The organism is Acrocarpospora phusangensis, assembly GCF_016862995.1.
Taxonomy (GTDB): Bacteria; Actinomycetota; Actinomycetes; order Streptosporangiales; family Streptosporangiaceae; genus Acrocarpospora; species Acrocarpospora phusangensis.
The window spans coordinates 1-11,626 of the sequence record NZ_BOOA01000142.1 but is presented as its reverse complement, the minus strand read 5'-3'; the positions used below and the strand labels follow the sequence as shown (position 1 = coordinate 11,626).

Annotated in this window: 11 protein-coding genes; 6 read left to right on the top strand and 5 right to left on the bottom strand. The window is 70.8% G+C overall.

All coding sequences use genetic code 11. The features are described 5' to 3' along the window. Positions 1-21 precede the first annotated feature (21 nt). The 5 genes from Aph01nite_RS39640 to Aph01nite_RS39620 all read right to left on the bottom strand — a co-directional run bounded on the left by Aph01nite_RS39640 (position 22) and on the right by Aph01nite_RS39620 (position 5,221). The gene (locus Aph01nite_RS39640) at positions 22-672 is read right to left on the bottom strand and encodes an SRPBCC family protein (RefSeq protein WP_204046237.1); all 651 of its coding nucleotides are present in this window, start codon (positions 670-672) and stop codon (positions 22-24) included. A gap of 94 nt (positions 673-766) precedes the next feature. Further along, entirely contained in the window at positions 767-1,528 is a 762-nt protein-coding gene (locus Aph01nite_RS39635; protein WP_204046236.1) for an XdhC family protein, read from the bottom strand. Next, on the bottom strand, positions 1,525-3,894 hold the full coding sequence (locus Aph01nite_RS39630; RefSeq protein ID WP_239162329.1) for an aerobic carbon-monoxide dehydrogenase large subunit: 2,370 nt from the start codon (positions 3,892-3,894) through the stop codon (positions 1,525-1,527). The genes Aph01nite_RS39635 and Aph01nite_RS39630 overlap by 4 nt, the downstream gene beginning before the upstream one ends. Continuing rightward, on the bottom strand, positions 3,891-4,358 hold the full coding sequence (locus Aph01nite_RS39625; RefSeq protein ID WP_204046235.1) for a (2Fe-2S)-binding protein: 468 nt from the start codon (positions 4,356-4,358) through the stop codon (positions 3,891-3,893). Before Aph01nite_RS39625 ends, Aph01nite_RS39630 begins: the two co-directional genes overlap by 4 nt. Further along, entirely contained in the window at positions 4,355-5,221 is an 867-nt protein-coding gene (locus Aph01nite_RS39620; protein ID WP_204046234.1) for an FAD binding domain-containing protein, read from the bottom strand. Before Aph01nite_RS39620 ends, Aph01nite_RS39625 begins: the two co-directional genes overlap by 4 nt. 194 nt (positions 5,222-5,415) lie before the next feature. Between Aph01nite_RS39620 and Aph01nite_RS39615 the strand changes: the two genes are divergently transcribed. The 6 genes from Aph01nite_RS39615 to Aph01nite_RS39590 form a co-directional block, all read left to right on the top strand. Beyond that, positions 5,416-6,360: a LysR family transcriptional regulator gene (locus Aph01nite_RS39615; RefSeq protein WP_204046233.1), complete on the top strand. Its 945-nt coding sequence runs from the start codon at positions 5,416-5,418 to the stop codon at positions 6,358-6,360. Positions 6,361-6,396: 36 nt separating this feature from the next. Continuing rightward, complete coding sequence (locus Aph01nite_RS39610; RefSeq protein ID WP_204046232.1) at positions 6,397-7,239, top strand: polysaccharide deacetylase family protein; 843 nt, start codon at positions 6,397-6,399, stop codon at positions 7,237-7,239. A 368-nt stretch (positions 7,240-7,607) separates the two neighbouring features. Beyond that, on the top strand, positions 7,608-9,068 hold the full coding sequence (locus tag Aph01nite_RS39605) for a cytochrome ubiquinol oxidase subunit I (protein ID WP_204046231.1): 1,461 nt from the start codon (positions 7,608-7,610) through the stop codon (positions 9,066-9,068). Positions 9,069-9,078: 10 nt separating this feature from the next. Next, positions 9,079-9,987, top strand: a complete 909-nt coding sequence (cydB, locus tag Aph01nite_RS39600; protein ID WP_204046230.1) for a cytochrome d ubiquinol oxidase subunit II — start codon at positions 9,079-9,081, stop codon at positions 9,985-9,987. A gap of 90 nt (positions 9,988-10,077) precedes the next feature. After that, the gene (locus tag Aph01nite_RS39595; protein ID WP_204046229.1) at positions 10,078-11,004 is read left to right on the top strand and encodes an acyl-CoA desaturase; all 927 of its coding nucleotides are present in this window, start codon (positions 10,078-10,080) and stop codon (positions 11,002-11,004) included. Beyond that, on the top strand, positions 11,001-11,626 hold a 626-nt coding region (locus Aph01nite_RS39590; RefSeq protein WP_239162328.1), incomplete at its 3' end, for a cytochrome P450 family protein. The genes Aph01nite_RS39595 and Aph01nite_RS39590, both read left to right, overlap by 4 nt.

Here is an 11,626-nt window from a genome sequence, read left to right as displayed (position 1 = left end):
AGCCGAGCGACGAGCGCAGCCCTACCTTCTGCGGGAGCGGCCGAGGAGCCAGCCGATGACCGCGCTGCCGAGGGCGATGCCGGCGCCCATGCCGAACGCGGTGATGACCGCCCACGGAGGCACGCCCTGCCGGGCGGCGGCGGGTGGCGGGGCCGGGCGGGTGAAGACCTGGCCGCTCTCCACCGGGACGGCCTCGGCGGCTTCCTGGACCTGGACGGCCGGGGCCGCGGCGGGCACGGCCAGGAGGTGCTCCTCGACGGCGGAGAAGAACTCGCCGGCGGTCTTGCGGGCGACCGAGCCGAGCATGCGCTGGCCCACGCCGCCGATCATGCCCCCGACGACGGCCTCGGCGTCGTAGTCGACGCGGGTCCCGCCGTCCACTTCGCTGAGCCGTACCTGGACGGTGGCGTCGACCGTGCCGGGGGCGCCCTGGCCGCGCGCCCGCAGCACGAAACGCTCGGGCTCCTCGGGGTCGGCCAGGGCGACCTCGCCCTGGTAGACGCCCTTGATGGAGGCGACCCCGGCGCTGACGGTCATCCGGTAGGTGTCGGCGCCGATGGCCTCCAGGCGTTCACAGCCGGGGATGGTGCGGACCAGCACGCCGGGGTCCTGCAGGGCGGACCAGAGTTTCGCACGTTCCACACCGAGCAGAGCGCTGCCGACGACCTTCATACGCCACCTCCGATGCCGAGCACACTAGAGAATCTAGAGGAGCGAGGATAACGGCAAGATCTGCCCCCGCCGGGGAGTCCGCGCTTGCATATGTTCACATTCGCGACGCGAGCACCTCCGCGTAGACGGTCAGCGCGATCTCGGCGGGGGTCCGGGCGCCCAGGTCGAGACCGGCGGGGCTGTGCACGGCCTCGGACCCGGGGATGCCGGCCAGCAGCGCCGTGCCGCGTTTCCGGCTGGCGATCAGCCCGATGTACGGCACGCGCGCCTCGATGGCGCGACTCAGGATCGGGATCTCGGACACCCCGTGCGAGGCCACGATCACGGCGGCGGTGTCCGGCGCGATCGGGGCGAGGGGGTCCTCGGTCAGCTCGGCCGCGTACCCGAGGGCGGTTCCCACCGTGCCGAGCGCCTGCGCGATGGGCCCCTGGCCGTACACGAGGACGAGCATCGGCGGGATGACCGCCTCCAGGAAGATCTCCAGGGTGCCGCCGGAGAGGCAGGGCTGGCCGACCGCGACCAGCCCCTCCTCCTCGTACGGCTCCGCGGCCTCCGGCGTGATCCGCAGCAGCGTCGAACTGCCCCGGGTCAGCAGCCGGAGCCCCTGTGTGCGTACGGCCGCCAGGGCGCAGTGCCCGCCGACGAACCCTTCGATGGTCCCGTCGGCGAGCACCAGCGCCCGGTCGCCCGCTTTCGCGCTGGTCGGCCGGGCCGCCCGGACGACCGTCGCCATCACGTACGGCTCCCGCCGCGCGCTCAGCGCGCTCGCCCGCTGGCTGAGCCCGCCGGTCGGCGACCGGGGCGGCGGGACGACGGCCCGCCGCGGCTCCGGCATGCCGAGGAATTCACCGGTCATGTGATCGCCATATCCGTCCTGATGGGGTCGCCCTTGATCGCGCGCCAGACCGCGGCGGGCGTGAGGGGCATGTCCGCGTGCCGTACGCCATAGGGACGCAGCGCGTCCAGGACGGCGTTGACCACGGCGGGGGGCGAGCCCACGGTGGCGGACTCGCCGACGCCCTTGGCCCCGATGGGGTGGTGCGGCGAGGGGGTGACGGTCTCGCCGAGCTCCCAGGAGGGGCATTCCATGGCGGTGGGGAGCAGGTAGTCCATGAAGGACGCGCCCAGGTGGTTGCCGTCCTCGTCGAAGGCCATGAGCTGCATGAGGGCCATGCCGACGCCGTCCGCGAGGCCGCCGTGCACCTGCCCTTCGACGATCATCGGGTTGATCCGCACGCCGCAGTCGTCCACCGCGATGAAGCGGCGGACCTTGACCTGGCCGGTGCCGGGGTCCACGTCCACCACGCAGATGTACGCGCCGAACGGATAGGTCAGGTTGGGCGGGTTGTACACGCACGTGGCGTCCAGGTGGCCTTCGACGCCTTCGGGCAGCTCCAGGTTGGAGTGGGCGGCGAGGGCGATCTCCTGGATGCTCTTGCCGGCGCCTGTCCCGGCCACCGTCCACGAGCCGCCGGCCTCGTCGACCGTCCACTCGAGGTCCTCGGGGGAGGCTTCCAGCATGGCGGCGGCCACCTGCCGGGCGCGTTCCCGCACCTTCCTGGCGACCATGGCGGTGGCGGCCCCGGAGACGGGCGTGGAGCGGGAGCCGTACGTGCCGAGACCGAAGGGGGTCTGGTCGGTGTCGCCGTGCACGACCTCCACGTCGTCGGGGGAGATGCCGAGTTCGGCGCCGACGATCTGGGCGAACGTGGTCTCGTGGCCCTGGCCCTGGGACTGGCAGGAGACGCGGAGCACGGCCTTGCCGGTCGGGTGCACGCGCAGTTCCGCGCCGTCGGCCATGCCGAGGCCGAGGATGTCCATGTGCTTGCGCGGGCCCGCGCCGACGGCCTCGGTGAAGAAGCTGATCCCGATGCCCATCAGCTCGCCGCGTTCCCGCTTCTCCGCCTGCTCGCGGCGGAGCGCGTCGTAACCGGCCATGTCCATGGCCAGCTGGAGCGTCTTCTGGTAGTCGCCGGAGTCGTACTCCCAGCCGGTGGGCGAGGTGTAGGGGAACTGCTCGGAGCGGAGCAGGTTCTTCATGCGCAGCTCAGCCGCGTCCACGCCGAGTTCGTCGGCGAGCACGTCGATCATGCGTTCGACCAGGTAGACGGCCTCGGTGATACGGAAGGAGCAGGCGTACGCGACGCCGCCGGGGGCCTTGTTGGTGTAGACGCCGGTGACTTCGCAGTGGGCGGCCCGCAGGTCGTACGAGCCGGTGAAGACGTGGAAGAAGCCGGCCGGGAACTTGGTCGGCTGGGCGGTGCCGTTGAAGGCGCCGTGGTCGGCGAGGACCTTGACGCGGATGGCCTGGATCCTGCCGTCCCGGGTCGCGGCCACCTCGCCGCGCATGTGGTAGTCGCGGGCGAAGGCCGTGCTCATCAGGTTCTCGGAGCGGTCCTCCATCCACTTGACGGGCTTGCCGGTGACGATCGACCCGACGATCGCGCACACATATCCTGGATAAATCCCGACTTTTCCGCCGAAGCCGCCGCCGATGTCGGGGGAGATCACGCGGATCTTGTGCTCGGGCAGGCCGGCCACCAGGGCGTACAGGGTGCGGTGGGCGTGCGGGGCCTGGGTCGGGCACCAGACGGTCAGCTTGCCGGTGACCTTGTCGAAGTCGGCCACCGCGCCGCAGGTCTCCAGCGGGGCGGGGTGCACGCGCGGGTACAGCATGTCCTGCGCGACCGTCACCTCGGCCTGCGCGAACACCGCGTCGGTGGCGTCCTTGTCGCCGGCCCCCCAGTCGAAGATCTTGTTGTCGGCCCGGCCCTCCTGGTCATCGCGGATGATCGGCGCACCCTCGTCGAGGGACTTGCGGGCGTCGATCACGGCGTCCAGGGCCTCGTACTCGACGTCGATCAGTTCCAGCGCGTCCCTGGCCGAGTAGCGGTCCTCGGCCACCACGAAGGCGACCTCCTGGCCCTGGAATCTGACCTTGTCGGTGGCCAGCACCGCCTGCGTGTCCGCCGACAGCGTGGGCATCCAGGCCAGGTTGAGGCCCGCCAGCGTCTCACCCGTGATGACGGCCTTGACCTTCGGGTGGGCGAGCGCCGCCGAGGTGTCGATGGAGACGATCCTGGCGTGGGCGTGCGGGCTGCGCAGGATCGCGCCGTACAGCATGCCGGGCAGGTTGACGTCGTCCACGTACGAGCCGCGACCGCGGATGAAGCGCGCGTCCTCCTTGCGGTGCATCCGCCCGAATCCCATGGGAGTGCTCATACCGACGCCTCCTTCTCCGCGGCCCAGCGGATCGAACGCACGATGTTCTCGTAGCCGGTGCACCGGCACAGCTGCCCGGAGATGGCCTCGCGGATCTCGCCCTCGTCCGGGTCGGGGTTGCGGTCCAGCAGCCAGCGGGCGGTCATCAGCATGCCCGGCGTGCAGAAGCCGCACTGCAGGCCGTGGCACTGCACGAAGCCCTGCTGCACGGGGTCGAGCTCGCCGTCCTTCTCCAGGCCCTCGACGGTGGTCACCTCGTGCCCGTCGGCCATGACCGCGAGCACGGTGCACGACTTGACCGGCACGCCGTCGAGCTGCACCACGCAGACGCCGCAGTTGGAGGTGTCGCATCCCCAGTGGGTGCCGGTCAGTCCCAGTTCGTCCCGGAGGAAGTGCACCAGCAGCAGGCGGGGCTCGATCTCCCGCACGTAGTTCTGGCCGTTGACGGTGACGCTGACCCTCATGATCCGCTCCTCTCGGCGGCGCGGGAGAGCGCCCGGTAGGTGAGTTCTCCGGCGAGATGCCGCTTGTAGTCGACCGGGCCGCGCTGGTCGGCCTGCGGTTCACAGCTCTCGGCGGCGATCCGCGCCGCCTCCCGCAGCACGGCCTCCTCGGCCGCCTTCCCGATCAGGTACGCCTCCGCGTCCGGCGCCGTGAAATGCTCGGCCCCCACGGCGGTCAGCCCGATCCCGGCCTCCGCGATCACCCCGCCGTCCAGCCGCAGGTACGCCCCGGCCGCGGCCACCGGCCAGTCCCCGACCCGCCGCTCGACCTTCTCGTACGCGCTGCCCGCCCCCGGCCTGATCGGCACCCTCAACTCGGTGAGGATCTCCCCCGGCTCGACCACCGTCTCGTACGGCCCGACGTGGAACTCCCGGATCGGCACGGTACGGCTCCCGCCGGGGCCGAGGATGACGGCCTCGGCGCGGACGGCGGCGAACGCGGCCGACAGGTCCTCGGAGGGGTCCGCCTGGCAGAGCGATCCGCCCACGGTTCCCCGGTTGCGCACCACGGGGTCCGCGATCACGCGCTCCGCTTCATGAAATATCGGGAAATATGTGCCTACGACCTCGTCGGCGAGCAGGGCCGCGTGGCGGACCAGGGCGCCGATGACCAGGGTGTCTCCGTCCACGCCGAGATGGGACAGCTCCGCCAGCCCGTTGATGTCGATCAGCGCGTCCGGCTGGGCCAGCCGCAGCTTCATCATCGGGATCAGGCTGTGTCCCCCGGCCACCAGCCGGGCGTCCTCGCCGTACCGTTCGAGCAGTTCGAGAGCGTGTGGCACGCTCTCGGCCCGCTCGTACTCGAAGCTGGCGGGAACCTGCATGTCTACCTCCTCGCCGAAGTGTCCCCGCCCGCGCGACAGCGCACCGGACGGCGGACACCTGCCACCCTTCCCCCCTCCGCAAATCGCCACAATCCAGAAATAAGGGGTTACTTAATACGGGTGGTAGGTCTAGAAAGAAGGTCATCAGTGACCGCCCCGGACCGTTCCGCGGACCGTCTCCAAGGAGGACCCTCGTGACCCTGACCCAGCTGAGCGCCTTCGTGTTCGTGGGCAGGCTCGGGTCGGTCAAAGCCGCGGCCCGCGCGCTCGGCGTCAGCGAGCCGGCGATCTCGCAGGCCCTGGCCGCGCTCCGCCTGCACATGGGCGACGCGCTCGTGGTCAGGTCCGGCGACCGCATGGTCCTCACCGAGGGCGGGCGCCGCCTGTTCCCCATCGCCTCCCAGATGGTCTCGTTAGGCGCCGAAGCCGAGGCCGCCGTGCGGACGGTCCGCGCCGACCGGCTGCACCTGGTCGCCTCCGGCGCGATCGCCGAGTTCGTCGCCTCCTCCCTCGCCGACGTGTTCGGCCGCCGCCGCGCCATGGAGACCACCTGCGGCGAGGCCGCCGGCGAGGAGATCCCGCTGCTGCTCACCAGCCGCGTCGCCGACGTCGCGTTAGGCGCGAAGGTGACCGGGGACCGCCTGGTCAGCGAGCCCGTGCTGCGCTGCCGCCTGGTCGCCGTGGGCTCCCCCACCGGCAACCGCGACACCTGGCTGGTGGACCCCTCCGTCGAGGACCCCGGCAGCGACGCCAGCCTGCTCCTGCGCCGGCTGCGCGTCCCGGAGTCCCGCGTCCGCGTCTTCCCCAACCAGGCCGCCGCCTGGGACGCCGCCGCCACCGGCACCGGCGTCGCCCCCGCCGTACGGCACCTGGTGGCCCGCCATCTCACCCGCGGCGACCTCACCGTCATCGACACCCCCGCCACCCCGATGGACGTGCACTGGTACGCGACGACCCTGGAACCCGCCAACCGCTCCCCCCTGGCGACCAGGTTCCTGGAGTTCCTCGGCACGCCCGCGGCCACGCAGCTGATGCACTCCCCGCAGGCGGGCGTCCCGAGGGCGAGGTTCCGGCCGGCCGTACACGTCTCGATCTGGAGCGGGGACGGCGTCCCCGGCCGATCCTCCAGAACGGCGTAGGCGGGTCTGGCAAGATGATGCGCCATGGTTCGGGGGATGCTGCGGCGCGTCATTGTGGCCGGTGGGGCTGTCGTGGTGCTGGGGGCCTGTGCGACCGCCGAGGTCGCGACGCCGCGCCCGCTGGAGACCGTGGCGGGGTCCGGGCAGGAGATGCGGACCGAACCGTCGCCCACCCCGACGCCCAGCCCACTCGGGCCGGCCGGGGTGGTGCCCGCCGCAGGTGAGGTCGGCGAGATCGACGTGGCGGAGCTGCCGCCGGTGATCAGTTCGATCCCGACCGGGCGCAAGGTGGTCTTCCTCACCATCGACGACGGGTGGGAGCAGGATCCCGGATTCGCCGAACAGGTCCTGAAGCAGCGCATCCCGGTCACGGTGTTCGCGATGCGGGACGCCGTCGAGGCGCGTGGGCCGATCGATCCGGCCGCCTTCGGGGGGAAGTTCGTGGGCGCGGGCGGGTGGTCGTACTTCCAGGATCTGGGAGCGCCGATCGAGAACCACACGCTGACGCATCCGGACATGCGGACGCTCGGGTTCGACGGGCAGAAGGCGGAGATCTGCGGGGCGTCCCGGGCCATCTACCGGCGCATGGGGGTACGGCCGACGCTGTTCCGGCCGCCGTTCGGGAACTACAACACCGACACCCTGCGGGCGGCCAAGTCCTGCGGCATCGAGGCGGTGCTGCTCTGGACCGCCAGCGTGCAGCCGGGCGGGAAGATCGCGTACCAGACGCCGGACAAGAAGCTACATCCGGGCGACATCCTGCTGCTGCACTTCCGTCCCAACCTGGCCAGGGACTTCCGCGTCCTGGTCCGGAAGATCAAGCGGCGCGGGTTCGAGCTGGGCAACCTGGACGCGTACCTCCACGCGGCCATGCGCTGACCCCGGCGTCCCACGGCCGGCGGTGACCGGTCACCCGGGAGGCGTACCCCGGAATCAACCCTGCGGCGGACGTGCGGGGCGTGCCTGTTTGCCCATGATTGGTCCCGTAGGCACTCCCGGGAAGTCGGGGCGGCGGTCCCTGGGAACCGGGACATCGCCTCCGGCATTCTCGGACTAGTACGGGGTTGGTGCCGGGATCCGGGGCGGGGGGCCTCGGGTCTACGGCCGCGTCTTCGGCCCGCTGCCAGGCAGCGAAAAGCGATGTGACGAAGATCGCAGGCACTCGACCCTCCATTGCTCTACGCGTCGTAGTACTACTTGAGGTAGAACTACGGCTTGTAGAGCTCCGGCACACCCCGGAGGGGGATATGGAAGCACTTGACCTGGCACGGTGGCAGTTCGGGGTCACCACCGTTTACCACTTTCTCTTCGTACCCCTGACGATCGGCCTGGGTGTGTTCGTGGCGGGGTTGCAGACCGCCTGGCACCGTACGGGCAAGGAGCACTACCTCACGCTGACCAAGTTCTTCGGCAAGCTGTTCCTGATCAACTTCGCGATGGGCGTGGTCACGGGCATCGTGCAGGAGTTCCAGTTCGGCATGAACTGGAGTGAGTACTCGGTCTTCGTCGGCGACGTCTTCGGAGCGCCGCTCGCCCTGGAGGCGCTGCTGGCGTTCTTCCTGGAGTCCACCTTCCTGGGTTTGTGGATCTTCGGCTGGGACCGGCTGCCCAAGCGGGTGCACCTGGCCTGCCTGTGGATCGCGGTGATCGGCTCCAACCTGTCTGCGTACTTCATCCTGGCGGCCAACGCGTGGATGAAGCACCCGGTCGGGTACGAGGTGGTGGACGGCAAGGCCCGGATGACCGACCTGTGGGCGGTGCTGACCAACTCCACGGCGCTGGCGCAGGTGCCGCACGTGGTGGGCGCGTCGTTCGTGGTGGCCGGGGTGTTCGTGCTGGCGGTCAGCGGTTACCGCATCCTGAAGGACCGGGACGCCAAGGGCCTGCTCCCCCGGAAGGCCGACTTCGCGACCCCCGAGGAACGTTCCCGGAAAAATCCGGACATGTGGCGGACGAGTCTGCGGGGCGCGCTCGTCATGACCGCCATCGCGGGCGTGGTCGTCGCCGGAAGCGGGGACCTGTCCGGGCAGCTCCTGCGGGAACAGCAGCCGATGAAGCTGGCCGCGGCGGAAGGGCTGCGGCAGGACACGGCCGGCGCGCCGTTCTCCCCGGTGCCGGGCGTCGAGATCCCGTACCTGCTGAGCCTGCTGGCCGCGCACGACCCCAACGCCGTCGTCCAGGGCGTGGACGACATCCAGGAGCGATTCGAGGCGCAGTTCGGCCCCGGTGACTACACGCCCAACCTGCCCGTCGTGTTCTGGTCCTTCCGAGTGATGATCATGCTTGGCTCCGCCGCCATCGGCCTGTCCGTGCTGGGACTGTGGCTGACCCGGGGACGCGGACGCCGCGCCAGGAACGTCCCGACCTGGTTCGCCAAGGCGTGCGTGCTGGCGCTGCCGCTGCCGGTGCTCGCCATGATCGCGGGCTGGCTGCTCAGCGAGATCGGCCGCCAGCCGTGGACGGTCGCGGGCGAACTCCTCACCGCCGCCAGCGTCTCCCCCGGCGTCACCACCACCGAGATCGCCATCTCCCTCGCCCTCTTCACCGTCCTGTACGGCCTGCTCGCCCTGGCCGAAGCCGGGCTCATCCTGCGGCACGTCAAGGCCGGCCCCGAGGTCACGGCCCCGGACTCGGACTCCGATTCCGACAAGACCGTGCTCATCCCCCGCCAGCTGCAGGCCGAGTCCCGGCCGACCCTGATGTACTGAGGATCCCGTCATGACCACGTTCTGGTTCATCGTCATCGCCTTCCTCTGGACGGGCTATTTCGTCCTGGAGGGATTTGACTTCGGCGTCGGCGCGCTGCTGCCGCTGCTCGCCCGGGGTCCGGCCGAGCGCCGCCAGGTGCTGGGCACGATCGGCCCGGTCTGGGACGGCAACGAGGTGTGGCTGATCTCCGCCATCGGCGCCATGTTCGCCGCCTTCCCGGCCTGGTACTCGGGCTTCCTGAGCGAGTTCTACCTGGCCATGGTGCTCGTCGTCGTGGGGCTCATCCTTCGCGGGGTCGGCCTGGAGTGGCGCGGCAAGGTGCGCTCGGGCACGGAGGCGGCGCTGTGCGACGCGGGAGTCGTGACGGGCAGCGTGCTGGTCGCGTTCCTGTGGGGGGCGATCTTCGGCAACCTGCTGTTCGGCACCGGCCTGGCCACCGTGCTCGGGGGCGCGCTGTCGCTCTCGCTGGCGGTGCTGCACGGCGCGGTGTTCGTGTCGCTCAAGACCGAAGGCGCCGTACGCGCCCGCGCCAGGCTGGCGGCGCTGCTGGCCTCGGCCGGGGCGCTGCCGGTCGCGATCGCGGGACTGTCGGCGCTGCCGAGCGGGGCGGACTCGGTGCCGCTGTGGGTGACGGCGGGCGCGGCCATGGCGGCGCTCGCGGCGGGGGTCGCGCTGGTGTGGCGGCGGCGGGAGGGCTGGGCCTTCGCGGCTACGGCGACCGCCATCGCGCTGGCCACGGCGTCCTTGTTCGGGGCGCTCTACCCGGCTCCGCTGCCCGGTCTGACGGTGGCGGAGATGGCGTCGGCGCCGTACACGCTGACGGTGCTGACGTGGATCGGGTTGGTGGCGTTGCCGGGGGTCATCGCGTATCAAAGCTGGACGTACTGGGTCTTCAGGAAGCGGTTGACCCGGGTCTGACGGCGCGGCGCGGCTTGCGATCTTTCCTCTAGCTGGGGAGACTACTGATAGTCAGGTCGCATTGCCTTGGGTAACCATCGAGGAGCGCCCATGTCAGCCGTCGCCGGGCTCGTGCCCGCCCCCCGCTCGGCTCGTTACCGGATCTCCATGGTGGTGCTCTTCGGCGCGCTGCCGCTGGCTGGCCTGGCGGCCGCCGTACCGGCCGCGTGGGGGTGGGGGCTGGGCTGGCGGGATGTGGTCATCGCCGCGGTGATGTACACGATCTGCATCTTCGGTATCGGGGTCGGCTTCCATCGGCTGTTCACCCACCGCGCTTTCAAGGCCTCCCGGCCGCTGCGGATCGCGCTGGCGGTGGCCGGGACGCTGGCCCTGGAGTCCCCGCTCACGTCGTGGGTCTCGGAGCATCGCAGGCATCACAAATACGCCGACCGCGAGGGGGATCCCCACTCCCCCTGGCGGTATGGCGAGGACTGGAAGGGCCTGGCCAGGGGCCTGCTGTTCGCGCAGGTGGGCTGGTTCATCGTCGGCACCGAGCGCGCCGACCCCCGCCACTACGCGCCCGACATCCTCGCCGATCCCGACCTGCGCCACTTCTCGATGCGCACCTACGCGGCCTTCGGCCTGCTCTCGATGGGCCTGCCGCCGCTGGTCGGCGGTCTGCTCTCCTGGTCCTGGCACGGCGCGCTGACCGCCTTCGTCTGGGGCTCCCTGGTCCGGTACGCGCTGGTCCACCACGTCACCTGGTCGGTCAACTCGATCTGCCACACCTTCGGCGACCGCGAGTTCACTACCTCCGACCGGGCCGGGAACGTCGGCTGGGTGGCGATGCTGACGTTCGGCGAGGGCTGGCACAACTACCACCACGCCGACCCGACCGCGGCCAGGCACGGCGTGCTCAGAGGCCAGTGGGACGCCAGCGCCCGGCTGATCTGGCTCTTCGAGAAACTCGGCTGGGCGTCCGGAGCCCGCTGGCCCGACCAGCACCGCATCGACGCGAAGCGGGGTGCGTCCCGATGACCTATCTGGAACGTTACAACGCCCTCCTCGCCCAGAACCCGTCCCAGGCCGTCCACACCGTCGCCCAGTGGATCGCCACCGAATGGCAGCCCTTCTTCGCCGAACTCCGCACGTCCCGCCCGGTCCTCGCCACCCCCGCCTTCACCCTGGTGACCCGCTTCGCCGACGTCACCGAGGTCCTCTCCCGCGAACAGATCTTCACCGTCCGCCTGTACGCCGAGCCCATGGAAGCCGTCCTCGGCGGCCCCTACATGCTCACCCAGGACGCCACCCCCCTGCACTGGGCCGAACGCGGCCTCACCCAGGCGGTACTTCCGGCCCACGACGTTCCCCGGGTACGGGACCTGGCCGGCCGATACGCGGACGAAGCCCTGGACTCAGCCGAACCCACTGGTCAGATCGATGCGGTGGAGGGTCTCGCCCGCCATGTCCTGCTACGGATCTGCGGGGATTATCTGGGCGTCCCCGGTCCCGACCTGGCCACGTTGTCGGAGTGGTCGCGGGCGTCCATGCACAACATCATCCGGAACCTGCCCCGCGACCCGGGAGTGCACGCGGCGGCGTGCGCGGCAGGGGCAGAACTGCGGGCGCATGTCGTCGAGTTGATCGCAGCGTGCAGGAA

Bases quoted from the DNA above. Each gene is read 5' to 3' on its own strand.
- cydB (WP_204046230.1), top strand. From the start codon at position 9,079: ATGACCACGTTCTGGTTCATCGTCATCGCCTTCCTCTGGACGGGCTAT.
- Aph01nite_RS39610 (WP_204046232.1), top strand. From the start codon at position 6,397: ATGCTGCGGCGCGTCATTGTGGCCGGTGGGGCTGTCGTGGTGCTGGGG.
- Aph01nite_RS39595 (WP_204046229.1), top strand. From the start codon at position 10,078: ATGTCAGCCGTCGCCGGGCTCGTGCCCGCCCCCCGCTCGGCTCGTTAC.
- Aph01nite_RS39605 (WP_204046231.1), top strand. From the start codon at position 7,608: ATGGAAGCACTTGACCTGGCACGGTGGCAGTTCGGGGTCACCACCGTT.
- Aph01nite_RS39620 (WP_204046234.1), bottom strand. From the start codon at position 5,221: ATGCAGGTTCCCGCCAGCTTCGAGTACGAGCGGGCCGAGAGCGTGCCA.
- Aph01nite_RS39630 (WP_239162329.1), bottom strand. From the start codon at position 3,894: ATGAGCACTCCCATGGGATTCGGGCGGATGCACCGCAAGGAGGACGCG.
- Aph01nite_RS39640 (WP_204046237.1), bottom strand. From the start codon at position 672: ATGAAGGTCGTCGGCAGCGCTCTGCTCGGTGTGGAACGTGCGAAACTC.
- Aph01nite_RS39625 (WP_204046235.1), bottom strand. From the start codon at position 4,358: ATGAGGGTCAGCGTCACCGTCAACGGCCAGAACTACGTGCGGGAGATC.
- Aph01nite_RS39635 (WP_204046236.1), bottom strand. From the start codon at position 1,528: ATGACCGGTGAATTCCTCGGCATGCCGGAGCCGCGGCGGGCCGTCGTC.